We start from the raw sequence: 16,870 nt of genomic DNA, 5'->3' as shown, positions 1-16,870 counted from the left end.
AAATGGTTATGCCAGGCGACAACGTGTCTGTTGTTGTTGAGCTGATCGTGCCGATCGCCATGGAAGAAGGCCTGCGCTTCGCTATCCGCGAAGGCGGTCGTACCGTCGGCGCCGGCGTCGTAGCCTCAATCGTCGAGTAATGAATTCGAATGCCGGGCGGCTTGCTCGCCCGGCATTCATCTTGTCCTGAAACTTGCGCATTGCGGGGAGAGGGACTATCAGGAGCAAGGGTCGTGTAAACGTCCTTCCTGAAGGGGTATAGCTCAGCTGGTAGAGCGACGGTCTCCAAAACCGTAGGTCGCGGGTTCGAACCCTGCTGCCCCTGCCAAATTTTGCTCTTGATCATTGGCTCCCGAGAGCTTAGATAGATGTCTCGGGTGAGGCGCGCGGAGTTTTCTGCGCGCCCACTTGTATTTAACAGACCGGAATCGGAATGGCCAAGACCAACCCCTTTACATTCACGCAGCAGGTTCGCTCCGAGGTGTCGAAAGTCACCTGGCCGACCCGCCGCGAAACCGCAATCACGACCGTCATGGTGTTTGTCATGGTGCTGGTTGCGTCGATCTTCTTCCTTGCTGCCGATCAGTTGATGGGCTGGGGGATCGGGTTGCTGCTCGGCGTTAACGGCTAACAGCTGTACGACGTCTGCGAGAGTTCAAAGAAAAAGAAACGGATCTGAGGGTTATGGCCAAGCGCTGGTACATTGTGCACGCCTATTCGAATTTCGAGAAGAAGGTCGCCGATTCCATTCGCGAGAAGGCCGAACAGCAGGGTCTTTCCGATCTGTTCGAGGAAATTCTCGTTCCTATGGAAAAGGTCGTCGAAGTGCGTCGCGGTCGCAAGGTCGATACCGAGCGCAAGTTCTTTCCCGGCTATGTGCTGGTGAAGATGGACATGACCAACGAGGCGTTTCACCTGATCAAGGACACGCCGAAGGTAACCGGTTTCCTGGGATCTGATCAGAAGCCGATGCCGATTCCTGAAAAGGAAGCCATGCGGATCATTCATCAGGTGCAGGAAGGTGTCGATCGTCCGAAGCCGTCTGTGACCTTCGAGGTTGGTGAGCAGGTGCGTGTGTCCGATGGTCCTTTTGCGTCTTTCTCGGGTCTTGTCGAGGAAGTCGACGACGAAAGGGCGCGCCTCAAGGTCGCCGTTTCGATCTTTGGCCGTGCAACGCCGGTCGAACTAGAATTCGGTCAGGTCGACAAGCTTTGATCTGACTGTACTGGCATCGCCATCTGGCGGTGCCTTCGTGTGTTCGTGCCGTGTATTCGGTGCGGGCGTTTAGTGGGTGGTAGGTCACGGCATTCTTCGCCGGATGCCAGAATGGCCAGACCACCAACTCCTTTGATGTTCCGGGAATGTCGGAACAGACGCTATTGGAGATAAAAATGGCGAAGAAAATTGAAGGTTACCTGAAGCTGCAGGTGCCGGCCGGGTCTGCGACACCGTCGCCCCCCATTGGTCCGGCTCTTGGTCAGCGCGGTCTGAACATCATGGAATTCTGTAAGGCGTTCAACGCGCAGACCCAGGATGTTGAAAAGGGTGCTCCGTGCCCGACCGTCATCACCTACTTCTCTGACAAGTCCTTCACGTTCGAAGTGAAGACGGCTCCGGTCAGCTTCTTCCTGAAGAAAGCTGCAAAGTTGCAGAAGGGGGCTTCCACCCCTGGTCGCGGCACTGTCGGTTCCGTCAACAAGGCTCAGGTTCGCGAGATCGCTGAAGCCAAGATGAAGGATCTGAACGCCAACGACATCGATGCAGCAATGCTGATGGTTGAAGGCTCCGCCCGTTCCATGGGCCTCGAGGTAACGGAGTAAGGTCATGGCGAAGGTAGGAAAACGCATTCGTGCAGCCCGTGAGGGCCTTGATCGCGACGCAACTTACGCTCTTGATGAGGCGCTTGGCCTGGTCAAGGAACGCGGTACCGCGAAATTCGACGAAACTGTCGAGCTGGCAATCAATCTCGGTGTCGATCCGCGTCACGCAGACCAGATGGTCCGCGGCGTGTGCATTTTGCCGAACGGAACGGGCAAAACCGTCAAGGTTGCTGTCTTTGCGCGTGGCGACAAGGCTGATGAAGCCAAGGCAGCTGGCGCAGATATCGTTGGTGCTGAAGAGCTGGTTGCTGAAGTTCAGTCCGGCAAGATCGACTTTGATCGCTGCATCGCGACGCCTGACATGATGCCGCTCGTTGGTCGTCTCGGTAAGGTTCTCGGCCCGCGCGGCCTGATGCCAAACCCGAAGATCGGTACAGTGACGCCTGACGTTACTGCCGCTGTCAACGACGCCAAGGGTGGTGCTGTTCAGTTCCGCGTCGAAAAGGCCGGTATCGTTCACGCCGGCGTTGGCAAGGTTTCCTTCACCAAGGAAGCTTTGAGCGAGAACGTCAAGGCGCTCGTCGATGCGATCCAGAAGGCGAAGCCGACCGGTGCAAAGGGTTCTTACCTGAAGCGCATTGCCGTGTCTTCGACCATGGGCCCAGGCATCAAGGTCGATCTGGGATCGATCGCTCCGGAATAATCCGCCCCGCGGATTGATTGAGGCGGTCGCTTGACATTGGCGCCGTCTCGCAAAAGTTTCCAACCGGGCAACTGGTTGGATTGGTTCGGCGGGAAGCCGCCGAGCCACCCTGTCTCAGACTGCAGGTGCCGGGAAACCGGTTTAAGCCCTACGGGCCTGCATAGATGGGTGAGAACCGGATTGTCCCCGTGAGGGGAGGAGTTGGTTCGAACCAAGCCTTGCCGCGCGCTCCGCGTGTGCGAGGGGACAGGACCCCTGAGCGCCGTTTGTGGACGTTCCCGGGTTCGGGAACCGATAGCGAGCGGCAAAGGCAAACCGGTGGCGGCAACGCCACCAAATGGAGAAGGCAAGTGGAAAGAGCGGAAAAGCACGAGTTCGTGACAGCTCTCAACAGCGAGCTGGGTGATACCGGCGTCGTAGTTGTCGCGCACTATGCAGGTCTTTCAGTTGCACAGATGACGGCCCTCCGGTCGTCTGTCCGTGATGCTGGTGGCTCTGTCAAAGTGGCAAAGAACCGCCTTGTGAAACTTGCCCTTCAAGGCACGGAACTTGAGCACATCAGTGACCTGTTTCAGGGCCCGACTCTGATCGCCTATTCGGAAGATCCGGTCGCAGCCCCGAAAGCAGTCGCTGACTTCGCCAAGGCAAACGACAAGCTCGTTATCCTTGGTGGTGCTCTTGGCTCCACCAACCTGAACCCGGATGGGGTCAAATCTCTGGCAACCATGCCGTCGCTCGATGAGCTGCGTGCAAAGCTGGTTGGCATGATTCAGACACCAGCATCCAGGATCGCTCAGGTTGTCAACGCACCGGCCGGGCAGCTTGCCCGCGTCTTCGGCGCGTACGCCAAGAAGGACGAGGCCGCATAAGGCGCCTAAACACACTGTCTGTAACCAATTACTGGTTCGAATTTTAAGGTACTAAGAAAATGGCTGATCTCGATAAGCTCGTAGAAGACCTGTCTGCACTGACAGTTATGGAAGCTGCTGAACTGTCCAAGCTGCTTGAAGAAAAGTGGGGCGTTTCCGCCGCTGCTCCGGTTGCTGTTGCAGCTGCCGGTGGTGCTGCTGGTGGCGAAGCTGCTGCTGAAGAAAAGACCGAGTTTGACGTTGTTCTGACCGCCGCTGGCGACAAGAAAATCAACGTGATCAAGGAAGTCCGCGCAATCACCGGTCTTGGCCTGAAAGAAGCTAAGGAGCTCGTAGAAAGCGCTCCTAAGCCGGTCAAGGAAGGCGCACCCAAGGACGAAGCTGAAGAACTGAAGAAGAAGCTTGAAGAAGCTGGCGCTTCCGTCGAGCTGAAGTAATCGGGTTTTAAAACCCTAGCGGTCCCGGGTTTCCGGGGCCGCGTTCTTGCCCCGGCGGGTTTTCCCGTTTCCGGGGCGACTGTCCCAATAGGGGGACGGTTTTCCGAAGCGCCTGGGCCATGGCCCGATTGGATAAGGGGCGTTTCGGCCAGCCGTTACCCGGCCGATACGAGGAGCGACAATGACCCAAACGTTCAACGGTCGCAAAAAAGTCCGGAAATACTACGGATCTATCCGCGACGTCGCGGCGATGCCCAATCTCATCGAAGTGCAGAAAGCGTCTTACGACCAGTTTCTGCAGGTTGACGAGATGCCGGGCGGTGGCCGCAAGGTTGAAGGCCTTGAAGCCGTCTTCCAGTCCGTGTTTCCGATTTCCGATTTTGCAGGAACGTCCCTTCTGGAATTCGTATCTTACGAGTTCGAGCAGCCCAAATACGATGTAGATGAATGCCGCCAGCGTGGCATGACCTTCTCCGCGCCGCTCAAGGTGACGCTTCGTCTGATCGTTTTCGATGTTGATGAAGACACCGGTGCGAAGTCCGTCAAGGACATCAAGGAGCAGGACGTCTACATGGGCGACATGCCGTTCATGACGTCGAACGGCACCTTTGTCGTCAACGGCACCGAGCGCGTGATCGTTTCCCAGATGCACCGCTCCCCTGGCGTGTTCTTCGACCACGACAAGGGCAAGACACATTCGTCCGGCAAGCTCCTGTTTGCAGCGCGCGTCATTCCTTACCGTGGGTCCTGGCTCGATATCGAGTTTGACGCCAAGGACATTGTCCATGCGCGTATCGACCGTCGCCGCAAGATCCCGGTTACGTCGCTGCTGATGGCCCTTGGCCTTGATGGCGAAGAGATCCTGAACACCTTCTACAAGCGCATTGAATACAAGCGTTCGAAGGACGGTTCCTGGCGTATGCCGTTTGACGGCACCCGTCTGAAAGGCACCAAGGCGTCTTTCGACCTTGTTGACGCCGACAGCGGTGAAGTCGTGATCGAAAGCGGTCGCAAGATCACTGCGCGTACGATCAAGCAGCTGGCTGAAAAGGGCGTTGAAGCTCTCAAGATCACTGACGAAGACCTGCATGGCCAGTACATTGCAGAAGATATCGTCGATCCAAGCACAGGTGAGATTTACGCGGAAGCCGGTGCGGAAATCACAGGCAAGATTCTCGAGGAGCTGATCGAGCGCGGGTATCATGACCTGCCGATCCTCGATATCGATCATGTCAACACCGGCCCTTATATCCGCAACGCGTTGGCTGCCGACAAGAATGAATCCCGTGAGGATGCACTCTTCGATATCTACCGGGTCATGCGTCCGGGTGAGCCGCCCACGATCGACACTGCAGAGGCGATGTTCACGTCGCTGTTCTTCGATGATGAGCGCTACGATCTGTCCGCGGTTGGCCGCGTCAAGATGAATATGCGTCTCGATGTCGAGTGTGAAGACACGGTTCGTGTCCTTCGCAAGGAAGACATCCTCGAAGTCATCCGTGTTCTGCTTGAACTGCGTGACGGCAAGGGCGAGATCGACGACATCGACAACCTCGGCAACCGCCGCGTTCGTTCTGTCGGCGAGCTGATGGAAAACCAGTACCGCGTTGGCCTGCTGCGCATGGAACGTGCGATCAAGGAGCGTATGAGCTCTGTCGAGATCGACACGGTGATGCCGCAGGATCTGATCAACGCGAAGCCGGCTGCTGCCGCTGTTCGCGAGTTCTTCGGTTCTTCGCAGCTTTCGCAGTTCATGGATCAGACGAACCCGCTTTCGGAAGTCACTCACAAGCGTCGTCTTTCGGCTCTCGGCCCAGGTGGTCTGACACGCGAGCGCGCAGGCTTCGAGGTCCGCGACGTTCATCCGACGCACTACGGTCGTATCTGCCCGATTGAAACGCCGGAAGGCCCGAACATCGGTCTGATCAACTCTCTTGCCACCTTCGCCCGCGTCAACAAGTACGGCTTCATTGAAAGTCCGTACCGCAAGGTGAAAGACGGCACGGTGACTGATGAGGTCGTCTATCTGTCCGCGATGGAAGAGGCAAAGCACTACGTTGCCCAGTCCAATGCCGAATATGATGCAGACGGCAAGTTCACCACGGAGCTGATCACCTGTCGTCACGCTGGTGAGAACACCATGGTGCCTTCCGAGCGCGTTGACCTCATGGACGTTTCGCCGAAGCAGCTTGTTTCGGTCGCTGCCTCGCTGATCCCGTTCCTTGAGAACGATGATGCGAACCGCGCTCTGATGGGCTCGAACATGATGCGTCAGGCCGTGCCGCTGGTACGCGCCGAAGCGCCTTATGTTGGTACCGGCATGGAAGCTGTCGTGGCTCGCGATTCCGGTGCAGCCATCGGTGCGCGCCGGACAGGTATCGTCGATCAGGTTGATGCAACCCGTATCGTGATCCGTGCAACGGAAGATCTTGATCCGGGCAAATCCGGCGTCGACATCTACCGTCTGATGAAGTTCCAGCGTTCCAACCAGAACACCTGTATCAACCAGCGTCCGCTGGTTCGGGTTGGCGATGTCATCACCAAGGGCGACATCATAGCTGATGGTCCGTCCACGGACCTTGGCGATCTGGCGCTCGGCAAGAACGTGCTCGTCGCGTTCATGCCCTGGAACGGCTACAACTTCGAGGATTCCATCCTTCTGTCCGAGCGCATCGTTTCTGACGATGTCTTCACGTCCATCCACCTTGAAGAGTTCGAGGTGATGGCACGCGACACGAAGCTTGGCCCGGAGGAGATCACCCGTGATATTCCGAACGTTTCCGAAGAGGCTCTGAAGAATCTCGACGAAGCGGGTATCGTCTACATCGGTGCAGAATTGCATCCGGGCGATATCCTTGTCGGCAAGATCACTCCGAAGGGCGAAAGCCCGATGACGCCGGAAGAAAAGCTTCTGCGTGCCATCTTCGGTGAAAAGGCCTCTGACGTACGCGATACTTCCTTGCGTCTACCTCCGGGTGTTTCCGGTACGGTCGTTGAGGTGCGTGTCTTTAACCGCCACGGCGTGGAAAAAGATGAACGCGCAATGGCGATCGAGCGTGAGGAAATCGAGCGCCTCGCGAAGGACCGTGACGATGAGCAGGCGATCCTGGACCGCAACGTCTATGGGCGTCTCGCTGAAATGCTTCTCGGCAAGACCGCTATCGGTGGTCCGAAGGGGTTCAAGAAGGACACCGCCCTCGACGGCGACCTCCTGAACGAATACCCGCGTTCGCAGTGGTGGCAGTTCGCTGTCGACGACGAAAAGTTCATGAGCGAAATCGAGGCTCTGCGCGGTCAGTATGATGACAGCCGCAAGCGTCTCGAGCAGCGGTTTATCGACAAGGTCGAGAAGCTGCAGCGCGGTGATGAGCTTCCGCCAGGCGTCATGAAGATGGTCAAGGTCTTTGTTGCCGTGAAGCGCAAGCTTCAGCCGGGCGACAAGATGGCCGGCCGTCATGGTAACAAGGGCGTGGTCTCCAAGATCAATCCTTGCGAAGACATGCCGTTCCTGGAAGACGGTACGCACGTCGACATCGTGCTGAACCCGCTTGGTGTGCCATCGCGCATGAACGTTGGTCAGATTCTCGAAACGCACCTTGGCTGGGCTTGTGCCGGCATGGGCAAGCGGATCGGAGAACTCTACGACCAGTATCGCAAGTCGGGTGAAATCGATCAGCTTCGCGGCAAGGTGGTCGAGATCTATGGCGACAACCTCAAGGGTGACAACGTCAAGGACTATGACGACGAAGGTGTCGTCCGCCTTGCCGAACAGCTCAAGAAGGGCGTGTCCATTGCGACACCCGTCTTCGATGGTGCACGCGAGCCCGATGTCGTTGAAGCGCTCAACATTGGTGACCTGAAGCCGAGCGGTCAGTCGACCCTCTTTGACGGTCGTACTGGTGAAGAATTCGATCGACAGGTGACTGTGGGCTACATCTACATGCTCAAGCTTCACCACCTCGTGGATGACAAGATCCACGCGCGTTCGATCGGCCCGTACTCGCTCGTTACCCAGCAGCCGCTGGGTGGTAAGGCGCAGTTCGGTGGCCAGCGCTTCGGTGAGATGGAGGTCTGGGCGCTTGAAGCCTACGGCGCAGCTTACACGCTGCAGGAAATGCTGACGGTCAAGTCGGATGACGTTGCTGGACGTACGAAGGTCTATGAGGCCATCGTTCGCGGTGACGACACCTTCGAGGCGGGTATTCCGGAAAGCTTCAACGTGCTTGTGAAGGAAATGCGGTCCCTCGGTCTGAACGTTGAACTTCAGCGTACCGACCAGGCCCAAATTGAGGCAGAACCGGTTGCTGATGCAGCCGAATAACCTCAAGGGCATGAAAAAGACCGAATTAGGACTTGGAATGCCGGAAACGGGGAGGGAGCCAGCGGGCTCGCTCCCCCTCCGCGCATTGAAGGAGATAGACCATGAATCATGAGGTCATGAACCTGTTCAATCAACAGGCTCCGACACAGACCTTCGACAATATCCGGATCTCGCTTGCGAGCCCGGAGAAGATCATGTCCTGGTCTTTCGGCGAAATCAAAAAGCCGGAAACGATCAATTACCGTACGTTCAAGCCTGAACGGGACGGTCTGTTCTGTGCGCGTATCTTTGGCCCGATCAAGGACTATGAATGTCTTTGCGGCAAGTACAAGCGCATGAAGTACAAAGGCGTTATCTGCGAAAAGTGCGGTGTGGAAGTCACTCTGTCACGCGTTCGCCGTGAACGCATGGGCCACATTGAACTGGCTGCGCCAGTTGCTCACATCTGGTTCCTTAAGTCTCTGCCGAGCCGCATCGGCCTTCTGCTCGACATGACGCTGAAGGATCTCGAGCGGGTTCTCTACTTTGAGAACTACGTTGTTCTCGAGCCGGGTCTCACGCCGCTCAAGCTGCATCAGCTTCTTTCCGAAGAAGACTATGTTGCAGCACAGGATGAATACGGCGAAGACGCTTTCACCGCGATGATCGGTGCAGAAGCAATCCGCGAAATCCTGATGAGCCTCGATCTGGAGCGCATCAGCGAACAGCTGCGCGTCGAGATCGCGGAAGCAACGACCGAGCTGAAGCCGAAGAAGCTGGCAAAGCGTCTCAAGGTCATTGAAGCCTTCATGGAATCGGGCAACAAGCCCGAGTGGATGATCATGACCGTCGTTCCGGTGATCCCGCCAGATCTGCGCCCGCTGGTACCGCTTGATGGTGGCCGGTTCGCGACTTCGGATCTGAACGATTTGTATCGCCGGGTTATCAACCGGAACAACCGTCTTAAGCGCCTGATCGAGCTGCGTGCTCCGGACATCATCATCCGGAACGAAAAGCGCATGCTTCAGGAGTCCGTTGACGCGTTGTTCGACAACGGCCGCCGCGGCCGTGTCATCACTGGCGCCAACAAGCGGCCGCTGAAGTCGCTGTCCGACATGCTCAAGGGCAAGCAGGGCCGCTTCCGTCAGAACCTTCTGGGTAAGCGCGTTGACTACTCCGGCCGTTCGGTCATTACCGTTGGTCCGGAACTCAAGCTGCACCAGTGTGGCCTGCCGAAGAAGATGGCGCTCGAGCTCTTCAAGCCGTTCATCTATTCCCGCCTCGATGCCAAGGGCTTCTCCTCAACGGTGAAGCAGGCAAAGAAGCTGGTGGAAAAAGAGCGGCCGGAAGTCTGGGATATCCTCGACGAAGTGATCCGTGAGCATCCGGTTCTCCTGAACCGCGCGCCGACGCTTCACCGTCTTGGCATTCAGGCGTTCGAACCGACCCTGATCGAAGGCAAGGCCATTCAGCTGCACCCGCTCGTTTGTACAGCGTTCAACGCTGACTTTGACGGTGACCAGATGGCGGTCCACGTACCGCTCTCGCTGGAAGCGCAGCTCGAAGCACGTACGCTGATGATGTCCACGAACAACATTCTGCATCCGGCGAACGGTGGCCCGATCATCGTTCCTTCGCAGGATATTGTTCTGGGTCTCTATTATCTGTCGATCATGGCAGAGAAGGAGCCGGGCGAGGGCATGGTGTTCAGTGACATTGGCGAGATCCATCATGCGATCGCGAACAAGGTCATCACGCTGCACACGAAGATCCGTGGACGCTATCGGAACGTTGATGCCGATGGCAATGAGACCAGCGAAATCTACGAAACCACACCTGGCCGCATGCTCATCTCCGAGCTGCTGCCGAAGCATCCTGAAGTCCCGTTTGACGCTTGTAACAAGCTGATGACGAAGAAGGACGTCTCCAAGATGATCGACACGGTCTACCGTGCCTGTGGTCAGAAAGAGACGGTTATCTTCTGTGACCGCATCATGCAGCTTGGTTTCTCCAACGCTTGTCGTGCCGGTATCTCCTTCGGCATGGACGACATGGTCATCCCGGACACCAAGCAGAACCTCGTGGCCGAGACATCCGCTCTCGCAACCGAGTACGAGCAGCAGTACAACGACGGTCTGATCACCCAGGGTGAGAAGTACAACAAGGTCGTTGATGCCTGGGCCAAGTGCACAGACAAGGTCGCCGACGAGATGATGGCCCGCATTAAGGCGGTTCAGGTCGACGAGGAGAGCGGGCGTCAAAAGCCGATGAACTCGGTTTATATGATGTCTCACTCCGGTGCCCGTGGCTCGCCCCAGCAGATGAAGCAGCTGGCCGGTATGCGCGGTCTGATGGCCAAGCCGTCGGGCGAGATCATCGAAAACCCGATCATCTCGAACTTCAAGGAAGGCCTTTCGGTTCTGGAGTACTTCAACTCCACGCACGGTGCCCGTAAGGGTCTGGCCGATACGGCTCTGAAGACAGCGAACTCGGGTTACCTGACCCGTCGTCTCGTTGATGTTGCACAGGACTCGATCATCATCGAGCAGGACTGTGGTTCCGAGCGCGGTATCACAGTTGCTCCGATCGTCGACGCCGGTAACGTCATCGCGACCCTCGGCATGCGCGTCCTGGGCCGGACAACGGCTGAAGACGTCTACAACCACCAGACGGGCGAAATTCTCGTTCCGAAAGGCCGGTTGATCGACGAGAAGGACGTTGATGCAATCGAGGCGGCCAAGGTTCAGCAGATCAAGATCCGTTCGGTTCTGACCTGTGAGACCGAAACCGGTGTTTGTGCGACCTGTTACGGTCGTGACCTTGCACGCGGTACTCCGGTGAACATGGGTGAAGCTGTGGGCGTTATCGCTGCACAGTCGATCGGTGAACCTGGTACCCAGCTGACCATGCGTACCTTCCACATTGGTGGTACCGCCCAGGTCGTGGATTCATCGTTCATCGAATCCAACGTCGATGGCACGATCTCCATGCGCAACCGCGCTGTGGCCCGTGACACTGAGGGCAACCTCATCGCCATGGTCCGCAACATGTCCATCGTTGTCACTGACAGCGACGGCAACGAGCGTGCTGTTCACCGCGTCACCTACGGCTCCAAGCTGCATGTGGACGAGGGCGACAGCGTCAAGCGCGGTCAGCGGATTGCGGAGTGGGATCCCTACACCCGTCCGATGCTGTCGGATGTTGATGGTGTCGTGGACTTTGAAGATCTGGTCGACGGTGCATCCGTGCAGGAAACCGCCGATGAGGCGACCGGTATCACAAAGCGTGTCGTCACGGACTGGCGTTCGAGCCAGCGTAGCCAGGATCTCAAGCCTGCGATCGTGGTCAAGAACGACAAGGGTGAAGTCGCCAAGACAACACGTGGCAGCGATGCCCGTCTGTTGCTTTCTGTCGACTCGATCCTATCGGTCCAGCCGGGTGCTGTCGTGAAGGCTGGTGATGTTCTGGCACGTTTGCCGCTTGAAAGCGCCAAAACCAAAGACATCACCGGTGGTCTGCCGCGCGTTGCGGAACTGTTCGAAGCTCGCCGTCCCAAAGACCATGCGATCATCGCGGAAGTCACTGGTACGATCCGCTTCGGCCGCGACTACAAGAACAAGCGCCGCATCATCATTGATCCGGCTGACGAGGCGCTAGAGCCCGTCGAATACCTCATCCCGAAGGGCAAGCACTTCCATCTTCAGGAAGGCGATGCCATTGAAAAGGGTGAGTATGTACTCGACGGTAATCCGGCACCGCATGACATCCTGGCGGTCAAGGGCGTGGAGGCACTTGCGGCCTATCTCGTCAACGAGATCCAGGAAGTCTATCGTCTGCAGGGCGTGACCATCAACGATAAGCACATCGAGGTGATTGTTCGCCAGATGCTGCAGAAGATCGAGATCACCGAAAGCGGCGACACCGAATTCTTCCCGGGCGAGCAGATCGACCGGATCGATTTCGAGGAAGCCAACGAAAAGGCGATCAACGAAGCCAAGCAGCCAGCCAAGGGCAACCCGGTTCTTCTGGGTATCACCAAAGCTTCCCTGCAGACGCGTTCGTTCTTCTCGGCAGCTTCGTTCCAGGAAACCACGCGCGTCCTCACCGATGCAGCGGTCACCGGCAAGGTCGATCCGCTGGTCGGCCTCAAGGAGAACGTTATCGTGGGCCGCCTGATCCCTGCCGGTACCGGTGGGGTGATGAAGCGCATTCGCCAGATTGCGAGCCATCGCGACGACCTTATTCAGGACGCGCAGCGTCAGCAGTCTTCCGAAAGCGCAGCCGAAGGCCTGCTGGAAGACCTGAGCGGTGCAGCAGAATAAGCCCTGCGATGTGTGAAACCTTGAAAGGCCGCCTCCGGGCGGCCTTTCTTTTAGGTAAAGCCAAACCCGAAGGAGTTTCGGAATGAATGACCAGGAAGACGTTCTGGACCCGACTGTCTACATCGTGATTGGCCGCGTGTGGGATACTGAGGAAGGTACCGAGGACAACGCGATCACCATCCACGCGATGCTGCGCGCCGCCGATGATGACGATGCTGTGCGCAAGACGCTCGAAGCATTGTCAGGGCAGGGGTATGTCGAAGCAGAGCTGGATCAGATCGGTGTCATGGACGGTGAACCGGATGAGCCTGTCTATGAGGGCGCCTATCACGATGCCCTGGCAGGCAATGTCGTGATTGTAAAGTTCGACAACTGATTGGCCTGATGCAGACGTCCTCAGCAAGGGCGCGACTTTCGAGGGTGTGCTTGAGATGCCCGCCAGATATGCGAAGTCGCCCCTTAGATGGTCTTGGGCTGAGCCTCTGCTGAGATTTGTCTATGTTGCGATCACCATGCTGGCGTCGCTCATCAGAGGCGTTGGATCGTCTCACGCGATCAAACCAGGGGAGGCCAGTCCGACAGGCCTCCCTTCTTTCTGTCGAACCGGAGATGCAGGCGCCTGAATGAACCCGGTACCTACTTTCGGCCGGTGACGCAAAATGCAGCAGTGATCACTTTCGCGGAATGAGTGCATGGCGGCTATGCGAATCCGGTCTAACGATTCCATCGTCCGTTTGTGCGGTAATGAATCAGCAAGTTAACGAAGGATTCATTTCGTCTTCGGGGTCTGAGATCGGTGAATGAAATATTCTTTCGTAAGCAATCCTTATATGCATGTAATGTTGCTCTTGGACGGGTGGCTAAATGGCCAAAAACCGGGAAAAGGCGTGAATCGGCACATTCTCGGAATTTTCCAACAAAGCACTTGACGCAAAGGGTGCGTCTGAGTAGTTTCCGCCCATCCCGAAGGCAGGCGGTAAGTTCTCCTGAGTTCAAGCGCGCCAAGTGCTGGACCTAAAGACCTTAAACGCTGCCGGGTTCATATAGGCGAATACGCGTCGATTGCATGACCGTGAGGTAACTCGTGGTCCTCTGGTTTCCGCAGCGCTGACTGATCCTTGGCTGGATCGGCAGCGCGATTCTGCATGTGCAGTCTCGGTGGTTATCAGGGTATGCATAAGAATTTTTGGATGGACGAGGTAAAGGGCACAGAATGCCGACCATCAACCAGCTGATCCGCAAGCCGCGGAAAGATCCGCCAAAGCGGAACAAGGTGCCGGCCATGGAGGCCTGCCCGCAAAAGCGTGGTGTTTGCACCCGCGTTTACACGACGACGCCGAAGAAGCCGAACTCGGCTCTGCGTAAGGTGGCCAAAATCCGCCTGACCAACGGCTTCGAAGTCATCGGTTACATTCCGGGTGAAGGCCACAACCTTCAGGAACACTCGGTTGTCATGATCCGCGGCGGCCGCGTGAAGGATTTGCCGGGTGTGCGCTACCACATTATCCGTGGTGTGCTCGATACCCAGGGCGTCAAGGATCGTAAGCAGCGCCGGTCCAAATACGGCGCCAAGCGGCCGAAGTAAGAGGTACATTACATGTCCCGTCGTCACCGCGCAGAGAAACGCGAAATCAACCCGGATCCTAAGTTCGGGGATATTGTCGTCACCAAGTTCATGAACTCGATCATGTACGACGGCAAGAAGTCGACCGCCGAACGTATCGTTTATGGCGCATTCGACATCATCGAAAACAAGACCCGCGAGAACCCGATTGAAGTGTTCCATGCGGCTCTTGAAAACGTGATGCCTCAGGTAGAAGTGCGCTCCCGCCGTGTTGGTGGTGCGACCTACCAGGTTCCGGTCGAGGTTCGCTCGGAGCGTCGTCAGGCACTCGCAATCCGCTGGCTGATTTCTGCGGCGCGCAACCGGAACGAGACCACCATGGTCGATCGTCTTTCCGGTGAAATGCTCGATGCGGCAAACAACCGTGGCACCGCTGTTAAGAAGCGCGAAGATACGCACCGGATGGCTGATGCCAACCGCGCCTTCTCGCACTACCGCTGGTAATCTGGACTCGGAAGGGCTGACGCTATGTCGCGCACGCATAAAATCGAGGACTACCGTAACTTCGGCATCATGGCTCACATCGATGCTGGCAAGACGACCACAACTGAGCGGATCCTCTACTACACCGGCAAGAGCCACAAGATCGGTGAAGTTCATGATGGTGCAGCCACCATGGACTGGATGGAGCAGGAGCAGGAGCGTGGTATCACCATTACCTCCGCTGCTACGACTGCATTCTGGAACGATAAGCGCCTGAACATCATCGACACCCCGGGCCACGTTGACTTCACCATTGAAGTCGAGCGCTCGCTGCGTGTTCTTGATGGTGCTGTTGCACTTCTCGATGCCAACGCCGGTGTTGAGCCGCAGACCGAGACTGTTTGGCGTCAGGCCGACAAGTACAACGTCCCGCGGATGATCTTCGTCAACAAGATGGACAAGCTCGGCGCCGATTTCGATCGCTGCTGCGAGATGATCAAGACCCGTCTTGGTGCCAACGCGCTGGTTATGCAGCTGAACGTTGGTGCAGAGAACGAATTCGCTGGCGTTATCGATCTTCTGAAGATGAAGGCTCTCATCTGGCAGGCTGAAAACCTCGGTGCTGCTTGGGATGAAGTTGAAATCCCGGACGATCAGAAAGAGCGCGCACAGGCTGCACGCGATGCCATGATCGAGACAGCTGTCGAGATCGACGAAGAAGCCATGGAAGCCTACCTGGAAGGCGAAGAGCCGACCAACGAGAAGCTCAAGGAGCTGATCCGCAAGGGTACCATTGCTGGCAACTTCGTTCCGGTTTTCTGCGGTTCTGCGTTCAAGAACAAGGGCGTTCAGCCTCTTCTCGACGCTGTTGTAGACTACCTGCCGAGCCCGGTCGAGGTTCCTGCCATTAAGGGCATCGATCCGAAGACCGAAGGCGAAGCCGAGCGTAAGTCTGACGACAATGAGCCGCTCAGCCTGCTTGCGTTCAAGATCGCGAACGATCCGTTCGTTGGCTCCCTGACTTTCTGCCGGATCTATTCCGGTGTGTTGACCAAGGGTTCGACCCTGACCAACACGGTTAAGGACAAGAAAGAGCGCGTCGGCCGTATGATGCAGATGCACTCGAACTCCCGTGAAGACATCGACGTTGCCTATGCTGGCGACATCGTTGCGATCGCAGGTCTCAAGGACACCACAACCGGCGACACCCTGTGTGACCCGCTGAAGCCCGTGATCCTGGAGCGCATGGAGTTCCCTGAGCCGGTCATCGAGATCGCTATCGAGCCGAAGACCAAGGCTGACCAGGAAAAGATGGGTGTCGCGCTGAACAAGCTGGCAGCCGAAGATCCTTCATTCCGCGTCAAGTCGGACGAAGAATCCGGTCAGACCATTATCGCCGGCATGGGCGAACTGCACCTCGACATTCTCGTCGATCGCATGAAGCGTGAATTCAAGGTGGAAGCGAACATCGGTGCGCCGCAGGTGGCTTACCGTGAAACAATCACCAAGGCAGCTGATGTGGACTATACCCACAAGAAGCAGTCCGGTGGTTCGGGTCAGTTCGCTCGCATCAAGTTCACCCTGGAGCCGTCCGAGCCGAACGAAGGCTATGTCTTCGAGAGCAAGGTCGTTGGTGGCAACATTCCCAAGGAATACATCCCGGGTGTTACCAAGGGTATCGAAAGCGTCATGTCGTCTGGTCCGCTGGCCGGCTTCCCGATGCTCGATGTCAAGGTAACGCTTACCGATGGTGCCTACCATGACGTTGACTCCTCTGTTCTCGCCTTCGAGATCGCCGGTCGTGCCGGCTTCCGTGAAGGTGTGCAGAAGGCAGGTCCGAAGCTCCTTGAGCCGGTCATGAAGGTCGAGGTTGTTACTCCTGAAGACTACATGGGTGACGTTATTGGTGACCTGAACTCCCGTCGTGGCCAGATTGCTGGCACCGAAAATCGCGGGATTGTCACGGTCATCACCGCAATGGTTCCGCTCGCCAACATGTTTGGCTACGTGAACAACCTGCGGTCCATGTCCCAGGGACGTGCCCAGTACTCGATGGTCTTCGATCACTACGAGCAGGTGCCTCAGGCAGTCGCCGAAGAGGTTCAGGCGAAGTACGCCTGACCTCACCTCAGTTAAGAAATTAGAGAAAGCGGAGTAATCCGATGGCGAAGGAAAAATTTGAGCGTAACAAGCCTCACGTCAACATTGGCACGATTGGCCACGTTGACCACGGCAAGACGACGCTTACGGCTGCAATCACGATGACGCTGGCTGAAGCTGGCGGCGCTGAAGCAAAGGCCTATGACGAGATTGATGGTGCACCTGAAGAGCGTGCACGCGGCATCACCATCTCGACGGCTCACGTTGAGTAT

13 protein-coding genes, 1 tRNA gene and 1 pseudogene are annotated in these 16,870 nt (G+C 57.0%); all 15 read left to right on the top strand.

What is annotated here, in order from left to right; all coding sequences use genetic code 11:
* Positions 1–140 (top strand): annotated as a pseudogene (tuf, locus tag ABJZ52_RS04625) (elongation factor Tu); the annotation flags it as partial.
* A gap of 112 nt (positions 141–252) precedes the next feature.
* Positions 253–328, top strand: a tRNA-Trp gene (locus ABJZ52_RS04620).
* A 105-nt stretch (positions 329–433) separates the two neighbouring features.
* On the top strand, positions 434–631 hold the full coding sequence (gene secE, locus ABJZ52_RS04615) for a preprotein translocase subunit SecE (RefSeq protein WP_192111268.1): 198 nt from the start codon (positions 434–436) through the stop codon (positions 629–631).
* A gap of 53 nt (positions 632–684) precedes the next feature.
* A complete protein-coding gene (gene nusG, locus ABJZ52_RS04610) occupies positions 685–1,215 on the top strand; it encodes a transcription termination/antitermination protein NusG (RefSeq protein ID WP_153768567.1) in 531 nt (176 codons plus the stop codon).
* Positions 1,216–1,391: 176 nt separating this feature from the next.
* Positions 1,392–1,820, top strand: coding sequence for a 50S ribosomal protein L11 (gene rplK, locus ABJZ52_RS04605; RefSeq protein ID WP_348193410.1), 429 nt, complete (start codon positions 1,392–1,394; stop codon positions 1,818–1,820).
* Positions 1,821–1,824: 4 nt separating this feature from the next.
* The gene (rplA, locus tag ABJZ52_RS04600; protein ID WP_348193407.1) at positions 1,825–2,523 is read left to right on the top strand and encodes a 50S ribosomal protein L1; all 699 of its coding nucleotides are present in this window, start codon (positions 1,825–1,827) and stop codon (positions 2,521–2,523) included.
* A gap of 350 nt (positions 2,524–2,873) precedes the next feature.
* Complete coding sequence (rplJ, locus tag ABJZ52_RS04595) at positions 2,874–3,392, top strand: 50S ribosomal protein L10 (RefSeq protein ID WP_153768570.1); 519 nt, start codon at positions 2,874–2,876, stop codon at positions 3,390–3,392.
* A gap of 59 nt (positions 3,393–3,451) precedes the next feature.
* A complete protein-coding gene (gene rplL, locus ABJZ52_RS04590; RefSeq protein ID WP_153768571.1) occupies positions 3,452–3,829 on the top strand; it encodes a 50S ribosomal protein L7/L12 in 378 nt (125 codons plus the stop codon).
* Positions 3,830–4,010: 181 nt separating this feature from the next.
* Positions 4,011–8,150, top strand: coding sequence for a DNA-directed RNA polymerase subunit beta (gene rpoB, locus ABJZ52_RS04585; RefSeq protein ID WP_348193403.1), 4,140 nt, complete (start codon positions 4,011–4,013; stop codon positions 8,148–8,150).
* 101 nt (positions 8,151–8,251) lie between these two features.
* A complete protein-coding gene (gene rpoC / locus ABJZ52_RS04580; protein WP_348193400.1) occupies positions 8,252–12,451 on the top strand; it encodes a DNA-directed RNA polymerase subunit beta' in 4,200 nt (1,399 codons plus the stop codon).
* An 82-nt stretch (positions 12,452–12,533) separates the two neighbouring features.
* A complete protein-coding gene (locus tag ABJZ52_RS04575) occupies positions 12,534–12,827 on the top strand; it encodes a regulator (protein WP_348193397.1) in 294 nt (97 codons plus the stop codon).
* Between the two features lie 837 nt (positions 12,828–13,664).
* A complete protein-coding gene (rpsL, locus tag ABJZ52_RS04570; protein ID WP_006936459.1) occupies positions 13,665–14,036 on the top strand; it encodes a 30S ribosomal protein S12 in 372 nt (123 codons plus the stop codon).
* A 12-nt stretch (positions 14,037–14,048) separates the two neighbouring features.
* Positions 14,049–14,519 carry a 30S ribosomal protein S7 gene (gene rpsG / locus ABJZ52_RS04565; protein WP_348193394.1) on the top strand — a complete coding sequence of 157 codons (471 nt, stop codon included), beginning with the start codon at positions 14,049–14,051 and terminating at the stop codon, positions 14,517–14,519.
* A gap of 24 nt (positions 14,520–14,543) precedes the next feature.
* Entirely contained in the window at positions 14,544–16,619 is a 2,076-nt protein-coding gene (gene fusA, locus ABJZ52_RS04560; RefSeq protein WP_348193391.1) for an elongation factor G, read from the top strand.
* Positions 16,620–16,660: 41 nt separating this feature from the next.
* Positions 16,661–16,870: GTP-binding protein (locus ABJZ52_RS04555; protein WP_348190061.1), on the top strand; the 210-nt coding region annotated here is incomplete at its 3' end.

This window comes from Roseibium sp. (assembly GCF_039982295.1).
GTDB lineage: Bacteria > Pseudomonadota > Alphaproteobacteria > Rhizobiales > Stappiaceae > Roseibium.
This window is presented reverse-complemented; position numbering and strand designations above follow the sequence as displayed.